At 66.6% G+C, this 26,750-nt stretch carries 22 protein-coding genes; 12 read left to right on the top strand and 10 right to left on the bottom strand.

The window, feature by feature from the left end:
• The 3 genes from Y705_RS17690 to Y705_RS0105565 all read left to right on the top strand — a co-directional run.
• The coding region (locus Y705_RS17690) for a DUF885 domain-containing protein (protein WP_081737816.1) at positions 1-1,236 on the top strand (1,236 nt) is incomplete at its 5' end.
• A 9-nt stretch (positions 1,237-1,245) separates the two neighbouring features.
• Positions 1,246-1,869, top strand: a complete 624-nt coding sequence (locus tag Y705_RS0105560; protein WP_026532139.1) for a Maf family protein — start codon at positions 1,246-1,248, stop codon at positions 1,867-1,869.
• A gap of 118 nt (positions 1,870-1,987) precedes the next feature.
• Positions 1,988-3,823 carry an acetyl/propionyl/methylcrotonyl-CoA carboxylase subunit alpha gene (locus Y705_RS0105565; protein ID WP_081737817.1) on the top strand — a complete coding sequence of 612 codons (1,836 nt, stop codon included), beginning with the start codon at positions 1,988-1,990 and terminating at the stop codon, positions 3,821-3,823.
• 89 nt (positions 3,824-3,912) lie between these two features.
• Here the strand turns inward: Y705_RS0105565 and Y705_RS0105570 are convergent, their stop codons facing one another.
• The 4 genes from Y705_RS0105570 to Y705_RS0105585 all read right to left on the bottom strand — a co-directional run bounded on the left by Y705_RS0105570 (position 3,913) and on the right by Y705_RS0105585 (position 9,137).
• On the bottom strand, positions 3,913-4,650 hold the full coding sequence (locus tag Y705_RS0105570) for a hypothetical protein (RefSeq protein WP_026532141.1): 738 nt from the start codon (positions 4,648-4,650) through the stop codon (positions 3,913-3,915).
• Positions 4,647-5,912 (bottom strand): serine/threonine-protein kinase, encoded by a 1,266-nt coding sequence (locus tag Y705_RS0105575; RefSeq protein ID WP_026532142.1) that lies wholly within the window; start codon positions 5,910-5,912, stop codon positions 4,647-4,649. Before Y705_RS0105575 ends, Y705_RS0105570 begins: the two co-directional genes overlap by 4 nt.
• Positions 5,913-6,128: 216 nt before the next feature.
• Positions 6,129-7,541, bottom strand: coding sequence for an MFS transporter (locus tag Y705_RS0105580; protein ID WP_026532143.1), 1,413 nt, complete (start codon positions 7,539-7,541; stop codon positions 6,129-6,131).
• A gap of 189 nt (positions 7,542-7,730) precedes the next feature.
• Positions 7,731-9,137 (bottom strand): NAD(P)H-quinone dehydrogenase, encoded by a 1,407-nt coding sequence (locus Y705_RS0105585; protein ID WP_026532144.1) that lies wholly within the window; start codon positions 9,135-9,137, stop codon positions 7,731-7,733.
• A 64-nt stretch (positions 9,138-9,201) separates the two neighbouring features.
• On the opposite strand from Y705_RS0105585, the gene Y705_RS0105590 reads away from it, so the two are divergent.
• The 4 genes from Y705_RS0105590 (at position 9,202) to Y705_RS17695 (ending at position 13,250) form a co-directional block, all read left to right on the top strand.
• Positions 9,202-10,002 carry a purine-nucleoside phosphorylase gene (locus Y705_RS0105590; protein WP_026532145.1) on the top strand — a complete coding sequence of 267 codons (801 nt, stop codon included), beginning with the start codon at positions 9,202-9,204 and terminating at the stop codon, positions 10,000-10,002.
• A gap of 111 nt (positions 10,003-10,113) precedes the next feature.
• Positions 10,114-11,850: a phospho-sugar mutase gene (locus Y705_RS0105595; RefSeq protein WP_026532146.1), complete on the top strand. Its 1,737-nt coding sequence runs from the start codon at positions 10,114-10,116 to the stop codon at positions 11,848-11,850.
• 395 nt (positions 11,851-12,245) lie between these two features.
• Positions 12,246-12,926: a deoxyribose-phosphate aldolase gene (gene deoC, locus Y705_RS0105600; RefSeq protein ID WP_026532147.1), complete on the top strand. Its 681-nt coding sequence runs from the start codon at positions 12,246-12,248 to the stop codon at positions 12,924-12,926.
• A gap of 39 nt (positions 12,927-12,965) precedes the next feature.
• Entirely contained in the window at positions 12,966-13,250 is a 285-nt protein-coding gene (locus Y705_RS17695; RefSeq protein WP_049822325.1) for a hypothetical protein, read from the top strand.
• Positions 13,251-13,327: 77 nt separating this feature from the next.
• On the opposite strand, the gene mfd is transcribed toward Y705_RS17695, so the two are convergent.
• Both mfd and Y705_RS22675 read right to left on the bottom strand, forming a co-directional pair.
• Positions 13,328-16,927 (bottom strand): transcription-repair coupling factor, encoded by a 3,600-nt coding sequence (gene mfd, locus Y705_RS0105610; RefSeq protein WP_026532148.1) that lies wholly within the window; start codon positions 16,925-16,927, stop codon positions 13,328-13,330.
• A 286-nt stretch (positions 16,928-17,213) separates the two neighbouring features.
• Entirely contained in the window at positions 17,214-17,555 is a 342-nt protein-coding gene (locus tag Y705_RS22675; protein WP_049822326.1) for a hypothetical protein, read from the bottom strand.
• 13 nt (positions 17,556-17,568) lie between these two features.
• Between Y705_RS22675 and Y705_RS17705 the strand changes: the two genes are divergently transcribed.
• From Y705_RS17705 to Y705_RS17710, 5 genes are all read left to right on the top strand, one after another.
• Positions 17,569-19,119, top strand: coding sequence for a hypothetical protein (locus Y705_RS17705; protein ID WP_049822327.1), 1,551 nt, complete (start codon positions 17,569-17,571; stop codon positions 19,117-19,119).
• A 101-nt stretch (positions 19,120-19,220) separates the two neighbouring features.
• The gene (locus Y705_RS0105625) at positions 19,221-19,718 is read left to right on the top strand and encodes a DUF2505 domain-containing protein (RefSeq protein ID WP_026532149.1); all 498 of its coding nucleotides are present in this window, start codon (positions 19,221-19,223) and stop codon (positions 19,716-19,718) included.
• 43 nt (positions 19,719-19,761) lie between these two features.
• Positions 19,762-19,983 (top strand): SCO4848 family membrane protein, encoded by a 222-nt coding sequence (locus tag Y705_RS0105630; protein ID WP_026532150.1) that lies wholly within the window; start codon positions 19,762-19,764, stop codon positions 19,981-19,983.
• Positions 19,984-20,030: 47 nt separating this feature from the next.
• On the top strand, positions 20,031-21,407 hold the full coding sequence (gene nhaA, locus Y705_RS0105635) for a Na+/H+ antiporter NhaA (protein ID WP_026532151.1): 1,377 nt from the start codon (positions 20,031-20,033) through the stop codon (positions 21,405-21,407).
• Between the two features lie 8 nt (positions 21,408-21,415).
• Positions 21,416-23,101, top strand: a complete 1,686-nt coding sequence (locus tag Y705_RS17710; protein ID WP_049822328.1) for a sensor histidine kinase — start codon at positions 21,416-21,418, stop codon at positions 23,099-23,101.
• 67 nt (positions 23,102-23,168) lie between these two features.
• Here the strand turns inward: Y705_RS17710 and sufU are convergent, their stop codons facing one another.
• The 4 genes from sufU to Y705_RS21750 form a co-directional block, all read right to left on the bottom strand.
• Positions 23,169-23,621, bottom strand: a complete 453-nt coding sequence (sufU, locus tag Y705_RS0105645; RefSeq protein ID WP_026532152.1) for a Fe-S cluster assembly sulfur transfer protein SufU — start codon at positions 23,619-23,621, stop codon at positions 23,169-23,171.
• Positions 23,618-24,937 carry an aminotransferase class V-fold PLP-dependent enzyme gene (locus Y705_RS0105650; protein ID WP_026532153.1) on the bottom strand — a complete coding sequence of 440 codons (1,320 nt, stop codon included), beginning with the start codon at positions 24,935-24,937 and terminating at the stop codon, positions 23,618-23,620. The genes sufU and Y705_RS0105650 overlap by 4 nt, the downstream gene beginning before the upstream one ends.
• A 185-nt stretch (positions 24,938-25,122) precedes the next feature.
• Entirely contained in the window at positions 25,123-26,058 is a 936-nt protein-coding gene (locus Y705_RS0105655) for an AfsR/SARP family transcriptional regulator (protein WP_026532154.1), read from the bottom strand.
• 327 nt (positions 26,059-26,385) lie between these two features.
• Positions 26,386-26,750: LGFP repeat-containing protein (locus Y705_RS21750; protein ID WP_026532155.1), on the bottom strand; the 365-nt coding region annotated here is incomplete at its 5' end.

Below are 26,750 nucleotides of genomic sequence, written 5' to 3' on the forward strand. Positions count from 1 at the left end.
GGCAGGAACCGCGGCCTCGTGGCGGCGAGCCGCCAGCTCCGCGCCGTGATCGAGCAGGCCGGGAAGTACGCGGAGGACGGCGGGTTCTTCGACACGTTCGCTTCCACGGCGAAAGCCGACGACGGCGACCTCCCGGAGGCGCTCCGTTCCGAACTGACGAGCGGAGCCGACGCCGCACGCCGGGCTTACAGCTCCTTCGCGGCGTTCCTCCGGGACGACCTCCTGCCCTCGGCCCCGGAGAAGGACGCGGTGGGCCGGGAGCATTACGCGCTGATGTCGCGGCGCTTCCTCGGCTCCACAGTGGACCTCGAGGAAACCTACGCCTGGGGCGTCGAGGAGCTGGACCGCATCATCGCGGAGCAGGAGGCCGTGGCCGGCGAGATGCGCGAGGGCGCCACGATCGAGGAGGCCATGCGGATCCTCGACGAGGATCCTGCGCGCAACCTGCAGGGCACCGACGCGCTGCAGACCTGGATGCAGCAGCTGTCCGACAGCGCGGTGGAGGCACTTGCGGGAACCCATTTCGACATTCCGGACATCATGAGAACCATCGAATGCAGGATTGCGCCCACCAATGAGGGCGGTATCTACTACACGGAACCCAGCGATGACTTCTCACGGCCGGGCCGCATGTGGTGGTCGGTCCCCGAGGGCGAGGATTCCTTCGCCACCTGGAAGGAAACCACCACCGTCTACCACGAGGGGGTTCCCGGCCACCATCTCCAGATCGCCACTGCCATCTACCAGCGCCGACTCCTCAACTCCTGGCGGCGCAACGCCATCTGGGTGTCCGGCCAGGGCGAGGGCTGGGCGCTGTACGCCGAACGCCTCATGGAGGACCTCGGGTTCCTGAGCGATCCCGGGGACCGCCTGGGCATGCTCGACGCGCAGCGCATGCGGGCTGCACGGGTGGTCTTCGACATCGGCGTCCACCTCGAACTCCAGATGCCCGCGCGCTGGGGGAAGGGCACCTGGACCCCCGAGCAGGGCTACGGCTTCCTCAAAACGAACATCGCGATCAGCGAGGGCCAGTTGGACTTCGAGTTCATCCGCTACCTCGGCTGGCCGGGGCAGGCGCCGTCGTACAAGATCGGCCAGCGCCTGTGGGAACAGATCCGGGATGAGGTGAGGACACGCGAAGGCGAGGCGTTCGACCTCCGCGCCTTCCACACGCGCGCGCTCAATCTCGGCTCGGTGGGCCTGGACACGCTGCGGCGGGCACTGCTTCCTGCGTAGGCTGGAAGCATGACTCCGCGCCTCGTCCTCGCCTCCGCGTCCCCTGCCCGTACCAAACTCCTGACCGCGGCAGGCATCCGGCACAGCGTCCTCGCCTCCGACGTCGACGAGGCGGCCGCCGCAGCCCGGTACGGCGAGCTCGATTCCCATGACACCTCGCTCCTGCTCGCCCGTGTGAAGGCCGAGGCGGTCGCCTCCCTCGATGATGCCTACGACGCCCTCGTGATCGGTTGCGACTCCATCTTCGAGTTCGAAGGCGAAGCACATGGCAAACCGTACGAGCCCGCGACAGCGCGGGAACGGATCCGGCGGATGCGGGGCTCCTTCGGCGTCCTGCATACGGGCCACTGGCTGGTGGACAACCGGAACGACGGCTCCGGCGCAACCATCGGCGCGGTCAGCTCGGCGACGGTCCACTTCACCGCCATGTCCGACGGCGAGGTGGACCGCTACGTGGCCAGCGGCGAGCCTCTCCAGTGCGCGGGCTCCTTCACGCTCGACGGACTGGGGGGCGCCTTCATCGAGCGCGTCGAGGGCGACCCCCATGCCGTGATCGGCATCGGCATCTCGACGCTGCGTCAACTGCTTGCCGCCGCAGGAGTGGGCCTCACCGAGTTCTGGGAACAGAGATAGCGCCTTGTAGCATTCCTACAAGAAATGTGAACCCAACACTCCCTAACGGCACGATCCATAGGCGATAGCTCCAAGAAACGGTTAGGCTCCGAACAAATACGAAGGAGCGACACCCCCTATGAGCGAGCCCACATCCGGCGCTGCCCAATTCGCCGCAGACACCCGTCCGACCGGCCTCCAGGGCCATTCCGGTCCGGTCACGAAGGTACTGATCGCAAACCGCGGCGAGATTGCGGTTCGGGTCATCCGTGCGGCCAGGGACGAGGGAATCGCCTCGGTAGCCGTCTACGCCGATCCTGACCGCGACGCCCTTCATGTCCGCCTCGCCGACGAGGCCTTCGCGCTGGGGGGAGAAACGGCAGCGGAGTCCTACCTCCTCATGGACCGTATCCTTGAGGCGGCCGGACGCAGCGGAGCCGACGCCATCCACCCCGGCTACGGCTTCCTCTCCGAGAATGCCGAATTCGCACAGCGCGTGATCGACGCCGGCATCACCTGGATAGGTCCCTCACCCTCCTCGATCACCCAGCTCGGCGATAAGGTGCAGGCACGCCACATTGCCCAGCGGGTCGGAGCGCCCCTGGTGCCCGGGACGAAGGACCCCGTCGCATCAGTGGAGGAAGTGCTCGGATTCGCCGACGAGTTCGGCCTGCCCCTGGCCATCAAGGCCGCCTTCGGCGGTGGCGGGCGTGGCATCAAGGTAGTCCGCAGCAGGGACGAGATCGCCGAGGCGTACGAGTCGGCAGTCCGTGAAGCGACGGCGGCGTTCGGCCGCGGCGAGTGCTTCGTCGAGCGTTTCCTCGACGCCCCGCGACACGTGGAAACCCAGTGCCTCGCCGACGCGTACGGCGACGTCGTCGTGGTGTCGACCCGGGACTGTTCGCTGCAGCGCCGTAACCAGAAACTCGTGGAAGAGGCACCCGCACCGTTCCTCAGCGAAGAGCAGAACGAACGCCTGTATGCGGCATCGAAGGCGATTCTCAAGGAAGCCGGGTACCAGGGCGCCGGCACGTGCGAGTTCCTCGTCGGGCAGGACGGCACCATCTCCTTCCTCGAGGTCAACACGCGCCTGCAGGTGGAGCACCCGGTCTCCGAAGAGGTCACCGGGCTTGATCTTGTCCGCGAGCAGTTCCGCCTCGCGCGCGGCGAGGCGCTCGGCTACGGCGACCCTGAAGTGCGCGGGCATTCGTTCGAGTTCCGCATCAACGGTGAGGATGCCGGCCGCGGGTTCCTGCCGGCCCCAGGATCGGTGCAGACACTGAAACTTCCCACCGGTCCGGGGGTCCGGGTGGATTCGGGAGTGGAAGCGGGCGAAGTGATCGGCGGCAACTTCGATTCCATGCTCGCGAAGCTGATCATCACCGGTGCCTCTCGTCCGCAGGCGTTGCAGCGCGCGCGGCGTGCCCTTGCCGAAATGCGGATCGAGGGGATGCCGACAGTGCTTCCCTTCCACGCGGCAGTGGTCTCCGACCCCGCATTCGCTCCGGAGGAGGGGGCCTTCAGCGTCCACACCCGATGGATCGAGACCGAATTCGACAATCGGATCGAGCCGTGGCGTGCCGGAAGCGCGGACGCTGGCCCCGAGGAGGACCCGCGCCAGCGCGTGACCGTCGAGGTGGGCGGGCGCCGACTCGAGGTGGTGCTTCCCGCAGGTCTCGGAGCGGGTAACGGAAAGTCCTCTCCCTCCGGCAAACCCAAGAAGTCCCTGCGCCCGCGCGCGGGCACGGCGGCATCGAGCGGCGACGAACTCACTTCACCCATGCAGGGGACGATCGTCAAGGTGGCCGTGACCGACGGCGCCGAAGTGACCGAGGGAGACCTCATCGTGGTACTTGAAGCCATGAAGATGGAACAACCGCTCACCGCGCACAAGTCAGGAAAACTGTCCGGACTGGCAGCGGCGCCCGGCGACACGGTGTCGGCGGGATCGGTGATCGCCAAAATCCAGGGCTAGTTTCTCCTGACCGGCTGCGCACCGGGGTATCGCAGGACGGCAGCGCCGCCCAGTACCCCGGTGGGCACCGGCGAAGCTGCGGATCCGCGCTACCTGCCGTTGCCGTTGCCGTTGCCGCCGTTGCTGTTATTGCCGTTGCTGTTATTGCTGCTATTACCGTTGCCGTTACTACTGCCGTTACCGTTGTTGCCGTTGTTGCCGTTACCACCGTTGTTTTCCTCCGGCGGGTTCTCCCGCGCATCGTCCGCCGCCTCATCCTGCGCGTCATCCACAGCATCCTGCGCCTCCTCGCTGGCGTCCTCAGCGGCACCACCGGGCGCTTCCGGTTGTTCGAGCTGCCCCGGAGCGGGCTCGGGAACCGGCACAGGTATTGGGGCCGGCGCTGGGGCGGGAGCCGGATCGGGCGCCTGCTCGGCCGGGGCTACGGTCGGTTCGTCCGCCGGAATCTCCTCCGTCGGAACGGCTTCGGGTTCGGCTTCGGGTTCGGGTACTCGCCCCACTTCTTCCTCAAGCGCTGCGATCACGGCGTCGATCCGCAGCGAGATCAGGTCCTGGCGCTCTCTCGTCAACTCCCCCGCGCCCTGCGCTGCAAACACTTCCGCCCGGAGTTCACCTGCCCGCGCTATGGCGGAAGCGCTCTCGCCCGACGCCGCGAGCTGGGCGATTGCGCGTACCTCCGACTGGAATCGCTCGCTTACGGCGGAGTCGATCGACGCGCCACACCCGGTGAGGATGAGCGTGCAGGCGAGGACGCCCGCGGCCAGAACCCCCCGTGGCGAACTCCGCCGTACGGACTGTCCGCCGTGCGCGGCAGCGCAGGTGCTCATGGCTGCACGCTTTCGTAGAGTTCCTCGAGCTTCTCGCCGGTGATTCCAGGAACCTCCGGCAACGGATCAGGGGCAGAGCCGAACCCGGACCCACTGATCAGGCCGGCCAGCAGGAGCCCTGCGAGTACCACCAGGGAAACGAGCACCACGATCGCGGCCACCACGCCGAGGCGCCACCTGCGGCGTGGCGTGGAGGACGCGGAAACGGCACCCGACGGAGCTGCATCTGCTGATGACGGGAAAGCCTCGGTGGCTTCCTCGGCACGCCGGGGCACCGGCGTCGTACCGGAGGTCGCCACGACGGCGGTGTCCCCGACAGCGTGCGCGACATCGTGCACGGCATCGTCGTCGACGATTTGCGCGGGGGCGGTATGCGCGGCAGCAGCGTGCTCCCCCGCAGGGTCGTCGACAGCGGCAGGGGGTTGCGATGCGCCGGCCGGATCACGGGTGCCGCCATTCCCGCTCAGCGCAGCGACCACCGCGCGGGCGGTGGGACGGTCAGCCGGGTCATCGAGGGTCATTGCAGCGAGCAGGTGCAGAAGCTCGGTTCCGGCGGAACGCGGAATCGACGGACTCCGGTGCAACCGTGCGAGCGCACTCTCCACTCCTGTTCCGGGGAAGGCCCGCTTTCCCGAGAGCGCCTCGATCAGCACGAGTCCCAGGGAGTAGATATCGGTAGGGAAACTCACGTCGTCGCCCCGTGCCTGTTCCGGGCTGAAGTAGGCGGCACTGCCGATCACCTGGTTGGTCGCCGTCATGCGACCTCCGTCGAAGAACCGGGCGATGCCGAAGTCCGTCAGCAGGTAGGTGAACAGGCCGCTGTCAAGCTCGACATCGCGGGTCAGGATGTTCGAAGGCTTGAGGTCCCGGTGCATCACCCCCCGCCCGTGGATATAGGAAAGGGTCCGGGCCAGGTCCAGCGCCAGGTGCCGGACCTCCTCACGGTCCAACGCACCGTTCCGCAGCTGCCGGCTGAGGTCGGGGCCGGCCACATACTCCATGACGAGGTAGGCGCTGTCGCCCGCTGAATGTCCTGTGTCCATGTCGAGGACGCGCACCAGGCCTGGATGGTCGAGGCCCGCGAGGAGCCGGGCTTCGGCCGATCCACGCTCAAGGCCGTCGGCCGTTCCGGGACGGAACACCTTGACCGCGACGTCGCGTTCCAGCCTGGTATCCCTGGCGACGAAGACCTCGGCCATTCCACCGGAACCGACGCGTTCGCGGAGGTCGTAACGACCGCCCGCAAGAGTCTGCACGCTCATTCTGCCCTTTCCGTCCGCTCCCGTCCGCATGAATGGTAAGCACGCTTTGCTTGTCCCAGTCTACGGGCATCCCCCGGCCGCGCGCACGGGTCCGACGGGGTGAAGGCGATGTCCCAATGGCGACGGCGCGGACCCCTGGCCTCGATCGACCGTGGTTCCGCGCCGTCGTCAGCCGGTGCTGTGCCCGTGCCGGTCCATCCCGGCTGGTTCCGGGTACTAGGCGGTGTTGTTCTCGTAGTCGTTGTCGCGGGTCTCTCGGGACAGCCATAGCGCCACGAAGGTCAGCGCGGCGGCCACGGACAGGTACAGACCCACGAGGACCGTGCTGCCGTCCGCCAACTGCCAGAGGGCAACGGCCACGAAGGACGCCGGGGCCGCGCCGATCATGCTCGACACGTTGTACGCGACGGCGGATCCGGTGTACCGGACGTTGGCAGGGAAGAGCTCGGGGAGCACGGCGGCCATCGGGCCGAAGGTAAGCCCCATGAGCGTGAACCCGACAATCAGCAGCACCATGGCGCCGACGGTACCCGCCCCGAACAGCGGAGCCCACACCAGGCCGAAGACGGCGATGCCCACGGTGGTGCCGAGGAGCATCTTGCGCCGCCCGAAGCGCTCGGCAAGTGGCCCCGACACGAGGGTGAAGATTCCGAAGAACACCACGCCGATGATGAGCATCCACAGGAAATCGGTGCGGGCCATGCCGAGGCCGGGTACGAAGGCCGCGGCCTGCGCCTCGGTGAACTCCCTACCCGCAGCTTCGGCCCGGGCCTGCGCCTGCTCGATGCTTGACGGAGAGGTTCCGTAGGTCAGGGTGAACGCGGTCATGAAGTAGAACAGCACGTAGGTGGCGAACATGATGAAGGTGCCGAGGATCAGTGCGCGCCAGTGGGAGCGGAACGTGGTGCCGAGCGGAAGCTTCACCACCTTGCCCTCGGTCTGGACCTTCTGGAAGGACGCGCTCTCGATCAGCTTGAGCCGCACGTAGAGGCCGATGATGACCATGACCGCACTCAGCAGGAACGGCACGCGCCAGCCCCACGCGAGGAACTCCTCCGGGGTCAGTGTGGTGCTCAGCAGGACGAACAGCAGGTTGGCCAGGATGAAGCCGATCGGCGCTCCGAGCTGTGGGAAGGTGCCATAGATGGCGCGCTTCCCCTCGGGAGCGTTTTCCGTGGCCAGCAGGGCAGCGCCGCTCCACTCGCCTCCCAGGGCAAGACCCTGGAGGAAGCGCAGCACCACGAGCAGCAGGGGCGCGAGGAAGACCCAGCCCGGATTGGTTGCCGCCGGGAGCAGACCGATCAGGAAGGTCGCGATCCCCATGGTCAGCAGCGAGGCCACCAGCGTGGCCTTGCGCCCGATCTTGTCCCCGAAGTGACCGAAGACGATCGATCCGAGCGGCCGCGCGACGAAAGCTACGCCAAACACTGCGAACGAACTCAGAAGCTGGTTCGCGGAGGTCTGGTTCGGGAAGAACAGGGCGGGGAACACGAGCACTGCCGCAGTGGCATAGATATAGAAGTCGTAGAACTCGATGGTGGTGCCGATGAGGCTTGCGAACACCACCTTTCCCCGTGAGTTCAGGGGCTTGGTGGTCCCGCTGGATACAGCGGGTGTGGAGGATGACATGGCTACGGCTTTCTCGCGCGCGGCACGCGGTCCGATGCAGCTGCCTCGGCCGGCGTGCGGAAACTTCAGTTGAACCCAAGTATTCGATCACCTGTGTCCACCTGGTGGATAAGCATGTCCAGATGATGGACGTGCGGAACGGATCGATCATACCGCCTGTCCCGCCCGCGAGGGCCGTGGGCGGAGCTGCTAGAGGTGGACGTGCAGGCGCCGGGCCGCCTCCGAGATGGAACCGGTCAGCGACGGGTACACGGTGAAGGTGTTGGCGACGTCGTCGACGTGGAGCTTTCTGGTGACCGCGAGCGCGAGCGGGAAGATGAGCTCGGAGGCGCGGGGGCCCACCACCACTCCGCCGATCACGGTTCCGGAGCCCTTCCGTGAGATGACCTTCACGAAGCCGTCCTTGACGCCCAGCATCTTCGCGCGGGCGTTGGTGTGGAGGGAGAGCTTGACGATGTCCCCCTGGTAGCGCCCGGACTCGACGTCGGCCTCGGAGACGCCCACCGTTGCAATCTCGGGCGAGGTGAAGATGTTCGATGCCACCTGCTTGAGCTTGAGGGGCGTGACCGTGTCACCCAGCAGGTGGGCCATGGCGATGCGCCCCTGCATCGCTGCCACCGAGGCGAGGGCGAGGACGCCGGTGCAGTCGCCTGCGGCATAGACATTGGGTGCGGTGGTCCGGGAGACGCCGTCCACAGTGATGTGGCCGGACTTGTTCACCGCGACACCCGCATTCTCAAGACCGATTCCCTCGGTGTTCGGGATTGCGCCGACTGCGACGAGGCAGTGTGTCCCCTCGACGGTGCGGCCGTCGGCGAGGCGAACCATCACCCCGGTCTCGGTGCGTTCGACGGCGCTGGCCCGGGCCTCCGACAGTACCGTCATCCCACGGTCGCGGAACACGCCCTCCAGTACCTCGGCGGCGTCGGCGTCCTCACCCGGGAGCACACGGTCACGGCTCGAGACGAGGGTGACCTTCGACCCCAGGCCGTTGTAGGCGGAGGCGAATTCGGCGCCCGTGACGCCGGATCCCACCACGATGAGGTGCTGCGGGATCTCCGTGAGGTTGTAGAGCTGCGTCCAGTTGAAGATGCGTTCGCCGTCGGGCATGGCATCGGGCAGTTCGCGGGGATGCGAGCCGAGGGCGAGCAGCAGGGCGTCGGCTTCGACGACCGTCGTCTCCCCGCCGTCGCCCGGCACCACCTCGATGCGGTGGTTGTCGAGGAGCTTGCCGGTGCCGATGATCACGCGGACGCCGAGACGCTCGAGGGTCTGGCGGATGTCCGAGGACTGCTCGAGGGCCAGCTTGAGCAGCCGCTGGTTGACGCGGTGGAGGTTTGCGCTCACCGCTGTCTCGTCGGCGAACTCGACGCCGAGATCGTGGGCGTCGAGAAAGCGGGTCATGGTGTCGGCCGTGGCGATCAGGGTCTTCGACGGCACGACGTCGGTGAGCACGGCCGAGCCACCGAGGCCCTTCCGTTCGATGATCGTGACGTCCGCACCGAGGGAGGACGCCACCATGGCCGCCTCGTACCCGCCGGGCCCTCCGCCCAGGATCGCCAGGCGCAGGGAACTGAAATCTAGTTGGTTGGTCACAAGAATCGATTCTCCCCCATCTGCGGCGGGCGCTCAAAACCCGGCGGGAGGGTAAGTTATACCGGTGACCCAAGATCCTTTCGACCTGGCCCGCAGCGCCGCCGACCATATTGCCCGCACCACCGGCGTGGACACCCACGACATCGCCCTGGTGCTCGGGTCCGGCTGGGGTGAGGCCGCCGGACTCATCGGTGAAACGACCGCCAGCCTCGACGCCGCGGACATTCCAGGGTTTTCCGCCCCCGCCGTCGCCGGCCATGTGGGGACCATCCGATCGGTGCTCACGGCCGACGGCAAGCGGGCCCTCGTGCTCGGCGCCCGCACGCACTTCTACGAGGGCAAGGGCGTCCGGGCGGTGGTCCATGGGGTGCGTACCGCAGCGGCCGCCGGCGCGAGAACGATGATCTTGACCAACGGGTGCGGCGGATTGAAGGAACACTGGCAGCCCGGCACTCCGGTGCTGATCAGCGACCACCTCAACCTGACGGCGTCGTCGCCCCTTGAGGGTGCAACCTTCGTGGACCTCACCGACCTCTACTCGGAGCGCCTGCGCCGGCTGGCCCTCGAGGTGGATCCGACGCTGGAGCAGGGCGTTTACGCACAGTTCCCCGGCCCCCACTATGAGACACCGGCAGAGGTCCAGTACGCGAAACGGATCGGCGCGGACCTCGTCGGCATGTCCACGGCGCTCGAGGCCATTGCGGCACGCCATGCCGGCATGGAGGTCTTCGGCATCTCCCTTGTCACCAACCTGGCCGCCGGCATCAGTCCGGTACCCCTCAGCCATGCCGAGGTTCTCGAGGCCGGCCAGGCAGCGGGCCCCCGCATCTCCCGATTGCTGGCGGACATCGTCGCAAAGCTTTGACGTCGCCAGACTCTGACGTCGCCAGACTCTGACGTCCCAGGTTCTGACGTCGCCAGGTTCTGCCGGAGCCGCCTTTTCAGCCCCCCACCTCCGCACTCCTTAAGGTTCCCCATGGCCCACCCCGAGCTTGATTCCCTGCTGGCCGCAGCCGAGGCGTGGGCAGCAACAGACCCCGATCCTGCCACCGCCGGCGAGCTCACCGCACTCGTTGCCCGTGTCCGGTCGGCCGGCCGGCCCGGCGCGGAGGCCGAGCAGGATCTCCGGGACCGTTTCTCCGGCCCGCTGGCGTTCGGTACCGCGGGCCTCCGCGCTGCCCTCGGCGCCGGCCCCAACCGCATGAACCGCGTGGTCGTGCGCCGAGCCGCCGCAGGTGTGGCGGAGCATGCGCTTCGACTTGCGAACGACGGCGGCACCGCCTACGTGCCGCGCGCCGTGGTCGGCTATGACGCCCGGTACAACTCGAAGATCTTCGCCCAGGAGACCGCGGCGATCTTCACGGCGGCCGGGCTCGAGACGTTCCTCCTGCCGTCGGAGCTTCCCACCCCGGTGCTCGCCTACGCGGTGCGCGTACTGCGGTGCGAGGTCGGCATCATGGTGACTGCCAGCCATAATCCTCCCCAGGACAACGGCTACAAGGTGTACCTGGGCGGACGGGCTGTCGGGGAGGACGCACGCGGTGTGCAGATCGTGGCTCCGCACGACGCCGACATCGCCGCCTCTATCGCCGGCGTCGGAGGAATCGACACGGTGGAACTGGCACCGGATGGCTGGACGGTGCTCCCCGAATCCCTTGAGGAGGATTACGTCTCCGCGGTCGCGGCCCTGGCCGATCCCGCGTTCTCCGCCCGGGACCTGCGGATCATCCTGACCCCGCTGCACGGTGTGGGCGGGCGCACTGCCCGGGCGGTGCTTGCGGCTGCCGGCTTCGACGACGTGACCATGGTGACGCAGCAGGCCGACCCCGACCCCGACTTCCCCACCGTCGCCTTCCCGAACCCCGAGGAGCCCGGCGCCCTGGACCTCGCCCTCGAGGCGGCGGCCGCTGCCGACGCGGACCTCGTCGTTGCCAACGACCCCGACGCCGACCGCGTCGCCCTGGCGGCCAAGGACCCTTCCACCGGGTCGTGGCGGATGCTCCGGGGTGACGAGGTGGGCACGCTCCTCGGCCTCCACCTCACGGCACGGGCACCGATCGCTCCGGGGGAACGGCAGGTCTTCGCCAACTCGATCGTGTCATCACGGCTTCTGGGCAAGATCGCCGCGGCGGCCGGCACCGAGCACGTCCAGACCCTGACCGGATTCAAATGGATCGCCCGCGTGCGGAACCTCGGCTACGGCTACGAGGAGGCGCTCGGGTACTGCGTGGCGCCCGGCGTCGTCCGTGACAAGGACGGCATCTCCGCCGCCCTGCTCCTCGCGGAACTCGCGGCGGCGATGAAAGCCGGGGGCCGGACGCTCTTCGATCTGCTCGACGACGCGTTCCTTGCCCACGGCCTCCACGCAGCGGATCAGGTGTCGGTACGCGTGGACAGCCTCGGGGTGCTCGACGTCCTGATGGAACGACTGCGCCACAACCCGCCGCAGTCCTTCGCCGGCTCCCCCGTGGACCTGCTGGAGGACCTCGCACAGGGCTCGGCCGCGCTGCCGCCCACCGACGGCCTGCTGTACCTGACGCGGGATTCCACGCGGGTGATCATCCGGCCCAGCGGGACCGAGCCGAAGCTCAAGTGCTATCTCGAAGTGGTGGAGCCGGTTCACTCGGCCGCCGGCCTCGACGACGCCAAGGCAGCGGCCCGGGCACGCCTCGATGCCGTGAAGCTCGACGTCGGAGCGGCGCTGGGTCTTTGAGTCGTTTCAGATCCGGTCCTCGGGCCTCCGGCGTCTCCGTCCTCCGGTCAGAGCCCTTCGATAACTTCCAAAGGTGATCGTTATTGTTGCCGGCACGGACCCTGGTAGCTCGAAGCAGGTCGGTGTCGATCGCAAAAGGTGCATGCAACGCATGCATTGCATGCACTCTGCGTTCATGCCCTCCCGCGCCCTGGCTCCCTACCTCTTGAGAAGTTGACAACACCGACAGTTTCAAGGGATCGGTCCGCGGCCATTCGGTGCGGCCCCCAGTGAGCTGAGCTAGCTCAGGCCCGAACCCGCATCACTTGATCGGTCGACTCGGTTCATCTGGTTGCCGCCGCTGCTACCACTGGCCGAAGTACTTGCGCGCCTCGATGCCGTGGAAAGATGGACCCATGCCTAGTGAGACCTCCCTCGCGTCCTACATCGACCACACCCTCCTGAAACCCGAAGCGAGCCGTCAGCAGATCCTGACGGTTTGTGCAGAGGCCGTGGAGTACGGGTTCAAATCGGTCTGCGTGAACCCGCTTTGGGTGGGCACCGTCCACTCCGCCGTCAAGGACAGCGACGTGCTGACCTGCTCGGTGATCGGTTTCCCGCTGGGAGCCACGTCCACGGAAGTGAAGGTGGTGGAGGCCCGGGGAGCGGTGGCCGACGGCGCCGACGAGATCGACATGGTCATCAACATCGCAGCAGCGCGGGCCCAGGACGCCGAGACGCTCACCTCGGACATCCGCGCGGTGGCCGAGACCGTCCACGAGGGCGGTGCGATACTCAAAGTCATCATCGAGACCTCGCTGCTCACCGACGAGCAGAAAGTGCTCGCCTGCCGTGCCGCCGTGGCCGCCGGAGCCGACTTCGTGAAGACGTCCACCGGCTTCAACGGCGGAGGCGCAACCGTCGCCGACATCGCGTTGATGCGGAAAACCGTGGGACCTGACCTCGGGGTCAAGGCGTCAGGCGGCGTCCGGTCGCTCGATGACGCACGGGCCCTGATCGACGCCGGAGCAACCCGGATCGGCGCGAGCTCCGGAGTCGCTATCGTTAAGGGTGAACAGGGCGCCGCAGGCTACTGACGGAACAGCAGTCTTTCCAACTTCTAGGAGTTTTTGACAATGTCACACGAAGTGAACAACCAGAGCCCTACCGATGCGGGACGGGGGCACCTGCTCAGCAACATCCTGGTGTTCGCAGTGCTGTTCGGGATGTTCCTCCTCAGCATCTACGTCCTCAGCTGGTCCGACGGCACGAACGTCTGGCCGTTCGGCGTCTGCCTCGGCCTGGCCTTCCTGGCGTTCTTCATCCCGCAGGGCATCATCGGCCGCGCTGACACCGGTTACAATCTGGCCGAGGGCAACCGCACCGACACGAAGGAAACTTCAGCCAAGGTCGGCTCCTAGCTTTCCCCTGCTCTTACGGGCACTCCTGCAACGGGCTCCGCGCAAGCGCGTGGAGCCCGTTGCAGTTTCAGGGAGTTTCAGGGAGTGAAGATGGACTCCAGGATGTTCTGCGTCCACTGCAGGATCTCGGCATCCACGAGGTCCCGGCCGCCGATGCGTGCGGTCTTCGGCTTCGGAATGAGCACGGCGTTGAGCGCGGGCTTGACCGTGGCCCCCGGGTACATGCGGGTCAGGCGCATCTGCTTCGACTCCGGCAGGTCCGCCGGCGCGAACTTGATGAAATTCCCCTGCAGCGCCACGTCGGTGAGTCCCACCGCACGCGCTGCAACCCGGAAACGCGCAACGGCGATCAGATTGCCGACCGCGGCGGGCGGCTCCCCGTACCGGTCCTCCAACTCCGCGACGACGCCGTCGATCGCCTCGTGCGTGAGCGCTGACGCAATCTTGCGGTAGGCCTCGAGGCGCAGCCGCTCCCCCGGTACATAGTCGTGCGGCAGGTGCGCGTTGACCGGCAGCTCGATCTTCATCTCGGCGGCCTTCTCCTCGGCCTCGCCCCGGAAGCTCGCCACGGCTTCGCCCACCAGCCGGATGTAGAGGTCGAAGCCGACGCCCTGGATATGGCCAGACTGCTCCCCGCCGAGCATGTTGCCGGCACCGCGGATCTCGAGGTCCTTCAACGCCAGCTGCATACCCGCGCCGAGTTCGTTGTGCGAAGCCACGGCCTTCAGCCGCTCGAGTGCGATCTCGCCGAGGGGCTTCTCCGACGGGTAGAGGAAGTACGCGTACGCCCGTTCGCGCCCCCGCCCCACCCGGCCTCGCAACTGATGCAGCTGCGAGAGTCCGTAGGAATCGGCGCGGTCCACGATCAGCGTGTTGGCGTTGGAGATGTCGAGGCCGGTCTCGATGATGGTGGTGCACACCAGGACGTCGAAGCGTTTCTCCCAGAAGTCGACGATGATCTGCTCCAGCCGCGACTCGGTCATCTGGCCATGCGCCACGGCTACGCGTGCCTCGGGAACCAGCTCCTTCAGGTGCGCCGCGGTGCGGTCGATGGAGGAGACCCGGTTGTGGACGAAGAAGACCTGTCCCTCCCGCATGAGCTCGCGCCGGATGGCCGCGGAGGCCTGCTTGTCCGTGTACGGGCCCACATAGGTGAGGACCGGGTGCCTTTCCTCCGGCGGCGTCGCAAGGGTGGAAGTCTCTCGGATACCCGTCAACGACATCTCGAGTGTCCGCGGAATGGGAGTGGCGCTCATCGCCAGCACATCCACGTTGGTGCGCATCTTCTTCAGCGCTTCCTTGTGCTCCACGCCGAACCGCTGTTCCTCGTCCACGATCACGAGCCCCAGGTCCTTGAACTTCATCTCCTTCGACAGCAGCCGGTGGGTACCGATGACGACGTCGACCGCGCCCGAGGCCAGTCCCTCAGCCGTTTCACGCGACTCCTTGGCGCTCTGGAAGCGTGACATCGGCCGCACCCGCACGGGGAAGCCGGAGAAGCGCTCGGAGAACGTCTCGAAGTGCTGCTGTACCAGCAGCGTGGTGGGCACCAGGACCGCCACCTGCTTGCCGTCCTGCACCGCCTTGAAGGCCGCCCGGACCGCGATCTCGGTCTTGCCGTACCCGACGTCGCCGGACACCAGGCGGTCCATGGGAACCTCCCGCTCCATGTCGGCCTTGACCTCGTTGATCGTGGTCAGCTGATCGGGGGTTTCTACATAGGGAAAAGCTTCCTCGAGTTCGCGCTGCCATGGTGTGTCCGGAGCGAAGGCATGCCCCCGCGAGGCCATCCGCGCCGAATACAGCCGGATCAGCTCGCCGGCAATCTCCTTGACGGCCTTGCGTGCCTGGTTCTTGGTCTTGCTCCAGTCGGAGCCGCCCATCTTGCTCAGCGCCGGCGCGTCGCCGCCCACGTACCGCGTGACCTGGTCCAGCTGGTCGGTGGGCACGAACAGGCGGTCGCCCGGGGCTCCCCGTTTGGACGGCGCGTACTCGAGGACGAGGTATTCGCGGGTGGTCCTGGTGGGCCCTGCTCCGGTGGAGCGCTGCATCAGCTCGACGAACCTCGCGACGCCGTGCTGCTCATGCACCACGAAGTCGCCGTCCTTGAGCTGCAGCGGGTCGACGGCGTTGCGGCGCCGCGAGGGCATCTTCCGCATGTCCCGTGTGCCGGCGGCACTGGTGCGGCCCAGAAGATCGGCCTCGGTCAGCAGCCCGATCTTGAGGCCGTCCACCACGAACCCGCGCCCGGCACACGCCGTCGTGATTTCGATGATGCCCGGCTGCGGCGCCGCCTCGAGTGACTCGACACGGCTGGTCGGGATGTCGTTGTCGTGGAACAGCTCCGCGAGGCGCTGCGCGGGCCCCGGACCTTCAGTCGCCACCACCACGCGCCACTGATCGCGGACCCGCCCGCCGATGAACTCCATCATCTCGGCGACGTCACCCTGGTACCCGCGCGGTTCGCGCGCGTGAAGGGTGAAGGTGTCGACGTCGGTGAGCTCCTCATCCGCACCGAAGGACGTGACGGCCCACCAGGCGACGTCGTTGGCCAGCGCCGTGGTGCGCGTCTCCGTCAGGGACCGGAAGCTCGCGGCCTGCAGGTCCATGCCCAGCTCACCGGTGAGGTCGAGCGGAGCGGCACCTCCCTCGGACGCCGTGGACCATGCCGCCGCAAGGAACTCCTCATTGGTCGCCGTGAGGTCATGGGCACGAGCGCGCACCTTCTCGGGTTCGATCACGACGGCGATGGATCCGGCGGGCAGCTCTGCCACGAACGGCACCATCGAGTCGACCAGCACGGGCGCGAGGGACTCCATGCCCTCGACCGCGATTCCACCAGCGATTTTTTCGAGCATGGCGGCTGCGGCGGGGAGCTGCGGCCCAAGCTTGGCCGCTCGCGACATCACCGACGGCGTGATCAGGATTTCGCGGCACGGCGGCGCGTACAACGCCGTCGGGGGTTCCCCCGAAGTGAGCGAGCGCTGGTCGGCGACGGCGAACCACCGCATCTGATCCACCTCGTCGCCGAAGAAGTCGATGCGGAGCGGATGGTCCTCGGTGGGCGGGAAGACATCGATGATGCCGCCGCGGACCGCGAACTCCCCGCGGTGCGTCACCATGTCCACCCGTGCGTAGGCGGCATCGGCGAGCGCCCTGACCACTTCGGTGAACTCGACGTTGTCCCCCACCTTCAACGACACCGGCTCGAGGTCCCCGAGGCCAGCGACGAGGGGCTGGACGACAGCACGGATGGGCGCGATGATGACGCGAACGGGTGAGCCGCCGGGATGGGCAAGACGGCGAAGCACCGATAGACGGCGTCCCACGGTGTCGGACCTCGGCGAGAGACGCTCGTGCGGCAGGGTTTCCCAGCTGGGGAACTCCTCGATCTCGGATTCGGGCAGGTAACTGCGCAATGCGCCCGCGAGGTCCTCGGTCTCCCGGCCCGTTGCGGTGACCGCCACCACGACGGGAGGCACACTTCCCGGGTCGGTGGGGCCGGCGGCGTCGCGCAATCCGTCCACCATCTCCGCGAGGAGCGGTGCCCTCAACCCTGCCGGAGCACCGATCTGCAGATCGGTGCTCCGCTGGTCGACGGACCGCGAGGCATTGGAACGGACACGCGCGTAGGAGGCGTCCTCAGTCAGCGCTGTGCGCAATCCGTTCAGGCTCATGTCTCCGGCTCCTCGTTTCAGGGCGTGGTGGCGACACCACAAAAGCCCGGAATTCAGCGAATTCCGGGGATGCTTCAAGCCTACCGCGCGCCCCTGTCAGTTCGGTCGGGCGGGCCCAGCGCAGCGGTGAGGGGCCGGCTCCACAAAATAGCGCCTGCCACGGCACCCGCCCTGTTGCCGTGTCGCGAGGTGTCCTGCGTCATACTAGGATTGCCATGCCCTTCCCGAAGACCTTCCGAAGTTCTCCCGAACGTGCCGCTGGGGCTGTGCGGAAAGTAGGACCCATCTACTCCCTGACTCCCATGCCGTCCATGCCGTCCGTGCCGGTACCGTTGACGACGCCGTCAACGCAGTCGACCAGGCTGAGATGCCGGGGTCCGGTCGTGGCCATGATGCTCACGCTGCTCCTGTCCGGCTGCACAACCACCACCGACGATCCATCGTCGGGCTCGTCGTCCGGAGCCGAGTCCGCACCGAGAACGGTTGTGCTGAGCCCGCATCCGGAGTCCCCGACCCTCATCGGTGCCGGTGGGGAAAGTTCATCGATTGCCGCAAGCAGGACATTCTTTGCGTCGAGCCCCGTCGCCGTGGTTCTCGCCGCACCCGGGAGCGCCGGGTCTCCGGGCACGCCACCGGCCGCGATGGGGCCCGCCGCGACGGCTGCTGCCGGACTCGGCGTTCCGCTGCTGGTGGTTGGATCCGCCGCGGACGCAGTGGAGGTAAGGACAGAACTCGATCGGCTCGGCACCGAGTCGGTGATCCTCTTCGGAACCCCCACGGCGGGCTGGGAGCCGATCGTCGGTGGGCTGGAACAGATTCCGGGTCCCGACGACGTCGAGGGCTTCCGCGAAGACCTCCACCTGGTGGTCGAGCCGTCCGGCATCGAGGCGAGCGAGCTCATCGACTCGATCGCTGCCCTGCAACCGGGCGAAAGCCTGCCGCTGCCGGTGCTGCCATCGCCGGCTCCGCCCTCTCCCGCTTCGCCGGACGATCCGGCAACCGGGACGGAACCAGCGACGACGGCCCGTTCAGCGACCCCCTCCGCATCCGGAAGTGGTGCTGCCGGAACCCCCGCTGCTTCCGCAGAAGCCTCGGCAGCCGGAAGGGATGAAGCTCCCGGAGGCGTCTCTGCCGGGCTGCCACCCTTCCAACGGGCCCAGGAAGCAGCGGACGCCGTCGTGCTGGCAACTTCGGACCCTGCATCCGCCGCGGCAGTAGCCACTGCGCGTGCCGCCGGAGCTTTGGTCAGGGTCGTCGCTGAACCTGACCCACGGGCGGACACGGAGACCATCGCTTTCCTGCGCGAGCACCGGGACGGCGCACTGTTCGGCGTGGGGGACGCCTTCGGTGACCCGGAAACCTTCGCGGAGCACTCCGCCGTCGCCCTCGACGCACCGGAATTGCCGGGCGGTGGGCAGACGGTCTTTCCCGGCCGGAGGATGATCGCCCTGTACGGCCACCCGAGTGGGGGAAGCCTCGGCGTTCTCGGTGAACAGGGAATCGACGCTTCCATCCAGCGGGCCAAGGACACCGCGGCGCTCTACGTTCCCTACAGCGTGGAACCCGTGATCCCCGCCTTCGAGATCATCACCACCGTCGCGAGTGCCGAGGCAGGGCCGGACGGCGATTATTCCACCGAGTCCCGCATCGAGGATCTCGAACCATGGGTCGATGCCGCAGGGAAGGCCGGCGTCTACGTGGTCCTGGACCTGCAGTCGGGTGGAAGCAGCTTCCTCGACCAGGCGAAGCTGTACGAGGACCTGCTGAAACGGCCGCATGTGGGGCTCGCACTCGATGCCGAATGGCGGCTGGCACCGGGCCAGCGGCCGCTCGAGCAGATCGGGACCGTAGATGCGGCGGAGATCAATGAGACCTCACAGTGGCTGGCGGATCTCACCCGGAACAATACGCTGCCGCAGAAGCTGCTGATCCTGCACCAGTTCAACCTCGGCATGATCAGCGACCGGGATGCCATCGACGTCAGCCACAGCGAACTGGCAATCAGCCTCCACGCCGACGGACACGGAACACCGGGAGAGAAGCTGGACACCTGGAACGTCCTCCGCAAGGGCCTGCAACCGCAGATCTGGATGGGCTGGAAGAACTTCTACGACGAGGACTCCCCTACCTTCACCCCGGAACAGACGTTCACGAACGTCGAGCCGACCCCGTGGTTCGTGTCCTACCAATAGTCCCTCCCGCACCGGACGCCCACCGGACGCCGAACCACGACGAGGGACAGCAAGGCCGTAGGATTGCTGAAAGAAACTGTCCGCACCACCCCGGAGGAACCATGGCCCTGAGCGCCTCGACCACCCTGCCCTACGACGTCGCCGCAGTGATCGACGTGTTCACCGACAAGGGCTTCCTCCAGCACATGAGCCAGCAGGTGGGCGGCTCCCTGGAGTCCTCGGCGCTCGACGGCGACACCTCCGGCGCCTTCACGCTCGTTGCAGTGCGCACCATGCCCACCGCCCGCCTTCCGGAGATGGCACGCAAGTTCGTCGGTGAAACGCTGACAGTCACCCAGACCGAGCACTGGGCGGCACCCGACGCCGATGGTTCCCGTGAGGCACAGGTCGAGATGACCGTCGCAGGAGTGCCGCTCAACGTGGCCGCGGTACAGAGGCTGATCGCCGAGGGTGGCTCCACGCGGGTGGACCTCCAGGGGTCCGTCACCTCGTCGATCCCTTTCCTGGGCGGCAAGATCGCCGGCGCAGCCGAGCCGATGATCGGCAAGGCCCTCAACGTGCAGGCTGCGGAAGCGCAGCGCTGGCTCGAAAGCCGCTGAGAACGCCCACCCACCGATCCCACCTCTGCCGGGAGAGCCGACCGTGTCACTGCCTACCCCACTTGCCCTCGTCCTGATCCTTGCCGGAGTCTGGACGCTGATCGTGTGGCCGCCATTCCTCCGTCGTATCTTCAAGGATCCCCGGGCCCGCGATGAAAAGGGAGCACCCACCCGCTTTCTGACGGTGCACCTCATGCTCATCTCGACGTCGATGATCCTTGGTCTCGCTACAGCGATCATCGGGGTCCGCGCACTTGCGGGTTGAGCCAGCCGGGCCCTGCCGGGACACCAGCACAGAAAGAGGAGCTACTCATGAGTAACGGATCGCCGGCTGACTCTCCCGCCCCGGGAAGTCCGCAAGGGGCAAAACGCGTCGTTCTCCAGCGGGGCAGCTATCCCGAGTACCTCCGCATCAACGAGATCCTCCGCAAGGAGACCGTGGGCGGGATCCTGCTCCTGATCGCCACGGTCCTGGCCTTGATCTGGGCGAATTCACCGTTCTCGGACTCCTACTTCGCCATCCGGGACTTCGAGTTCGGCTACGAGCCGTGGCACCTCAGTCTGTCCGTGGGCAAGTGGGCTTCAGATGGCCTGCTTGCCATATTCTTCTTTCTGATAGGCCTTGAACTCAAGCGTGAATTTGTCGCGGGCGATCTCCGCAAGGTCAGCCGCGCCATCGTTCCCGTCGCGGCAGCTGCCGGCGGAGTGCTCGTTCCGGCCCTGATCTACACCGCCGTGAACCTGTCCTCCCCCGACACCCTGCGTGGCTGGGCGATCCCCACCGCGACGGATATCGCCTTCGCCCTTGCGGTTCTGGCAGTGATCAGCTCCCACCTGCCGGCCGCCCTGCGGATCTTCCTGCTGACCCTCGCGGTAGTGGACGACCTCATCGCCATCGCCATCATCGCCTTCTTCTATTCGGAGGATGTGCAACTGAACTTCCTCCTGTGGATGCTGGTCCCGCTGGGGCTTTTCGGTCTGCTGGCGCAGACAAAAGCCAAGTTCTTCGGCTCGAGCACCGGCCCGGCCTGGCTCATCCTCCTCCCGCTGGGAATCGCCACGTGGGCACTGATGCATGCCTCGGGCGTCCATGCCACAGTGGCGGGCGTGCTGCTCGGTTTCCTGGTTCCCGTGCTGCGGAAAAAACACGGCAGAGTTGCACTGCCCCGGCCCAACAAACCCGGCCTTGCCGAGATTCTCGAACATCGCTTCCGGCCCCTGTCCACGGGGATCGCCGTACCGCTGTTCGCCTTCTTCTCGGCCGGGGTCACCATCGGCGGTGTGGACGGTTTCGTCTCCGCGCTGGACGATCCCGTTTTGGTCGGGATCGTCCTGGGCCTCGTCGTGGGTAAGCCCGTCGGCATCCTCCTCACCACCTGGACCGTCACCAAGACCACCCGTGCAAGCCTGGATCCGGGGCTCAGCTGGTGGGACATCCTCGGCGTCGGTGTCCTGGCCGGGGTTGGTTTCACGGTGTCCCTGCTGGTCAACGATCTCAGTTTCGGTGCCGGCACCGAGCACCAGGACAACGCCAAGGTCGCCATCCTCACGGCGTCGCTGATGTCGGCACTGCTGGCCACGGTAGTATTGCGGATCCGCAACAAGCACTACTCACGAATCAACGATGCGGATACCGTCGACGCCGATTCGGATGGCGTGCCCGACGCCTTTGAGGACCGGGACCGCTGAAAGGCTTGATGGCTGATCCTGCGCAGCTTCCCGAGAACCCGGGCGGGCCCGGGCGCCATGCAGGCCGTCGCCGGAAGATCGTGCTCAGCGAATCTGCCCTCACCGTCACCCTTTTCCTGACGGTGGCGCTGGGGCTCCTGCAGGATCCACGCCTCCTCGAGAGCGGATCCATTCTCACCGGACTGCTTCTGCACCTCGTGGTGCTGGCGGCGTGCGTGGCCATTCCCTGGTCGGGCGTTCCGGTTCGCGCCGCCCTCATCATTCCGCTGCTCGACTTCGCCGTAATCGGTTTCATCCGTTCCGGAGCCGGAGAGAGCCTGAGCGGTGTCGGCCTGCTCGCGGCATTCCCGGTGGTCTGGCTAGCAGCCTCACAAGTATCCATGGCCGTCGCCGTCGGAGTTTCTTTCGTGGGTTCGGTATCGCTCGTCTGGGTACCGTTGCTCCTCTCCGGCGATGACCTGGTACTCCGCGACTTCCTCCAGCCGTTCCTCCTGCCGGTCATGCTCACCGGCCTGGCAGTGTTCGTCTCCGCCCTGACCAGGGATCGCCGCAATCAGCAGGAGGCCCTGCGCGCCTCGAAGGCGGCGCTGCGGGCAAGCAGCGAGGCGGGCCGCAGGCGTGAGCAGCTCCTCGGCACGGTCCTCGACACCGTCGACGTCGGGGTGCTCGCGGTGGACGCGGACGGCCACGACATCCTGATGAATGCCCGGCAGCGGGCCGTCCACGCGGCAGCTGCGCCCGCCGGCAATGACGACCCGAACGAGGCGCAACTCCTTGTCTACGGTCCCGACCGGGAAACCCTTCTTCCCCCGGAGGAGCGCCCCGTGCGGAGGGCAGTGCTGGGCGAGGACCTCACGGCCGAGCAGGTCTGGCTTGGCGAAGGCCGGAGCCAGCGGTCCCTCTCAATTTCCTCCCGGTCCATGGTCGACGAGGACGGCGCGTTCGTGGGCACGGTGGTCTCCTTCATGGACGTCACCGACCTCGCCCTTGCCCTTCATGCGAAGGACGATTTCCTCTCCAATGTCTCCCATGAGTTCCGTACCCCCCTGACTTCGATACTCGGTTACCTCGAGCTCACCATGGAAGCCATAGAAACCACGGAAAGTTTCCCGCCCGCTGTGCAGGGGTACATGGAAGTGGCCCGGCGAAACGCGCTGCGGCTCGAACAACTCGTCGAGGACCTGTTGGCGATCAACGCCGGCACCTTCCAGGTGCGGCGGGAGGAATGCGATGTAGGCCGCATCCTCTCCGAGGCCGCGAGTTCGGTGCGGGTGAAGGCGGCGCGCGCCGGCGTGGAGGTAGTGAATGCCACGCCGCCGGGCCTGGTCGCCGTGGCTGACCCGGTCCGCCTCGCCCAGGCAGTGGACAACCTGATCTCGAATGCAGTGAAGTACAACCGCCGCGGCGGAACCATTACGCTCCAGGCCGGGATCGACGACAATTGCCTGCGCGTCGAGGTGATCGACACCGGAATAGGGATCGACGCCGTCGATCTCAGCCATGTCTTCGACCGGTTCTTCCGGTCCCCCTCCGTCCGCACCTCAACGGTTCCCGGGGTGGGACTGGGACTCCTGATTACGAAGACCATCGTGATCGAGCACGGAGGCACCATCTCGGTGACCAGCGAACCGGGCGTCGGCAGCACTTTCACGATGCGGTTGCCGCAGGACGGCGCTACCGCAGGGGCGCTGTAGGAGCAGCTGCGGCAAGCCTGTAGCATCGCTTCTCGAATACCCGTCGGCTGACCGATCCCCATAGCTGCTAGTGGTTGGCAGCGAGCAGCGATTCCTCGAGGGCAACCCATGCAAGCATGGCGCACTTGACGCGCGCCGGATACCGCGAGACCCCCGAAAAAGCAGCGGCGTCTCCCAGCACCTCCTCGTCGGCCTCGAGCCTGCCCCGGGAGCGCATCACGTCCCGGAAATTATCCACGAGCTCGATGACCTCGTCGCGCGGCAGTCCCACCGAGAGGTCCGTCAGTACGGATGCCGAGGCCATGGAAATGGCGCAGCCGGCGCCCTCCCAGCTGACCGAGTGGACGCCGCCGTTCCTCACCACCGCGCGCAGCGTGATCTCGTCGCCGCACACTGGATTGAGTTGATGCGACTCACCCACCACGCCCTCGCCCCGGTGCTCCTGCAAACCTGCACCGTGGCGCGCCCTCGCGTGGTCGAGGATGATCTGTTGGTAGAGCTGTTCAAGGCTGTTGGTCACGACGTCGCTCCGAAAAAGCTGCGGACGCCGGAAACGGCTTCGAGGAAAAAGTCCACTTCGTCCGTGGTGTTGTAGAGGTAGGTGCTTGCGCGTGTTGTCGCGACGAGGCCGAGACGACGGTGCAGCGGCTGCGCGCAGTGATGACCGACGCGCGCGGCGATCCCGCGGTCGTCGAGGAACTGCCCGACGTCGTGGGCGTGGACACCGTCGACGTCGAACGCGGCCAGGCCGATGCGTCCGGCTCCGGCGGCGGGCCCCAGCACGCGGATGCCCTCGATGCGGGAGAGTCCATCGACGAGACGAGCGCCAAGCGAAGCTTCCCATGCCTCGATGCGGGGCATTCCCGTCTCTGTAAGATAGTTCGCCGCAGCTCCCAGCGCGATGGCCTGCGAGATCCGCTGGGTGCCGGCTTCGAAGCGGTTCGGTGACGGCAGGTATTCCGCGCGTTCCATCGAAACTGTGGTGATCATCGACCCCCCGGTGAGAAAGGGAGGCATGGCATCGAGCAACCCGGCCCGCCCGTACAACGCCCCGATTCCTGTGGGCCCCAGCATCTTGTGCCCGGAAAAAACGAGGAAGTCCACGTCGAGCGCCTTGACGTCGACCGGCAGGTGCGGCACCGACTGGCAGGCATCGAGCACGGTGAGCGCACCCACCTCGCGGGCGAGGCGCACGAGTTCACTCACGGGGTTGATGGTTCCGAGGACGTTCGAGGCATGCGTGAACGCCAGCACCCTGGTGGACGGCGTCAGCAGCGCCTCGGCTTCGTCGAGCCGCAGGGCGCCGTCGTCATCCACCGGAATGAAGCGCAGTTCCGCTCCCGTGCGGGCAGCCAACTCCTGCCATGGGATCAGGTTGGCATGGTGCTCCATTTCGGTCACCACGATGCGGTCCCCCGGGGCCAGCGCGAAACGCTGTGCAGCCGTCCCGCCGCGCCCGAGGGAGGCGTTGGACATCGAATAGGCGAGCAGGTTGATGGCCTCGGTGGCGTTCGAGGTCCAGACCAGCTCGTTCGACGAGGCGCCGATGAAACGGGCCACTGCCGCACGGGCTTCCTCGTAGGCGTCCGTCGCTTCGACGGCGAGGGAGTGCGACCCACGGTGCACCGCCGCATTGCGCTGTTCGTAGAACTCCTGCTCGGCTTCCATCACACTCAGGGGATTCTGCGAGGTGGCGCCGGAATCGAGATAGACCAACGGCCTGCCGTTGACCCGGGTATCCAGGATGGGAAAGTCATTGCGGATGCGCCGCACTTCGGCATCGGTCAGGACACCCTCGGTGCCCGGCGAAGAGGCGGGGGTGAAAGTGAGGGTCACTGCAGAACTCCTTGGTCGGCCGGAGGGCCGGATATCCGTGCGGGACACGTGTGGCTCCCCGCCCGATACGGCATTACGGCACGCCGCCGTTCCCTAATTATCTCACGAGCGCACTCTGCGTTGCGTGCCTCCCGACCGGTTCCCCCCGGAGCGCCCCGCCTGCCACGCCAATGGCAGGAACTCGATCAGACAGCCCGCTGAGCGCGGCGGAGAAATGAATCGAGGATCTTCTCAGCCCCCTCGAAGTTGAGGCCGCCGCCCGGCCTCCCTGAGGGAAGTGCATTGCCACGCAACCGCTGACCGAGGCAGATGAGCGCCTCAAGCGCCTCGGACAAGTCCCCTTCCGCTTCGGCCGTCTGGCGGAGAAGCCGGACGTAGAGAGCCTGCAGGGCTGATCCGGGAGTACAGGCCAGCTCCCGGTGGAATGTCCGTCGGCATCGGTCGTAGGCCGTCAGTCCCTCGGCGTAGAGCCCTGCGAGCTCGTATGCGGTGACGAGGGCGGTCCACGCCCTTTCATTCAACCCGTCGGCATCGAGCGCTGCCTGTGCCCACGAAATGGCCTCGAGGGGAAGATTCAGCGCACTTGCCGTTTCAGCCGCCCGGATCTGCAGCTCAAGACGCTGTGAGGCGATGCGGAGCCTTGCTTCGTTCGCCCATTCCGGAACCACCTCGTTGCCGAGCAACGGCACCGCCGACATGTCGATCGCACGCCGCAACAGCGGATAAGCGGCCGCCGGCAGTGCCGATTCCGCCTCGTGGACCAGGCGGTGGAACCTGTCGAGATCGGAGTCGACCAGTCTGGTATCAAGGACGTAACCGCCGTTCGCCGTCCGCAGGGGACCGGTTCTGGTCCGGCCGGGCTGGACCAGCCGCCGCAGGCAGCAGACGTAGCTTTCAAGCGTGGCTACTGCGCCATCAGGAGCGTGGCTTCCCCAGAGGACTTCGATCAGTCGGTCCTTCGACATTGCGGAACCGAAGTTCAGCAGCAGTATCTCGAGGATGTGCCGGGGTTTACACCCGCCCATATCGGCTGATGTCAAGACGATATTGTCTCGCCGCAGTTCGAAGTTGCCGAACAGTTGTACAGATACGATGGGTGAAACCTCAGGGGTTATCTCCATGACGTGCTCCACTATCAGATCGAGCGTCGCAAATGAACGCTTAAGAGTGGGGAATCAACCGCCCGATGACGCTCCCCCTGCTTCTCCGCTCACTGTGGCACGCACTGATGGGGCGGACAATAAGCTCTGGTACTCGACTTCTACAAGCCTACGAATATAAGTGCGCCGCGGTTTCCTCGGAAGTAATACCGAGTACTTAGCAGGTAATAACCAAGTAGCCAGGAGAGTGGTATTCCGTTGCCCGGGCAATAGTCACACGCCTTACTACTGCAACAGAACAGGCCCCGCGCGTGCGGGGCCTGTTCTGTTGATCGATCCCCCTGTGCCCTAGCTCAGGAACGTACCCCTGCTGAGGGAGAAGTTGATCGTGCCTCCCTGGAACCGCTGGGAACATCCTCCGTCCGGAAGGCCACAGGTCTCGCCCGTGAGCGGGTACCCGAAGGCGCCGTTCTCGGCTCCCATGCTCCGCCACCGGGCACCGATGGCACCGTACGTCGGATGAGCACCCGTAGTCGGTGACCAGAGAATGTCACCGCCCTGGAACTTCTGGTAACACCCACCATCCTTCAACCCACAGATCTCGCCCGTGACTGGATACCCGAGAACCCCGTTCTCGAAGCCCATGCTCCGCCACCGGGCACCGATACCGCCATACGTCGGATGAGCACCCGTAGCCGGCGACCAGAGAATGT

The sequence above is a fragment of the Arthrobacter sp. H41 genome (assembly GCF_000520535.1).
In the GTDB taxonomy this organism is placed as follows: Bacteria; Actinomycetota; Actinomycetes; order Actinomycetales; family Micrococcaceae; genus Arthrobacter_D.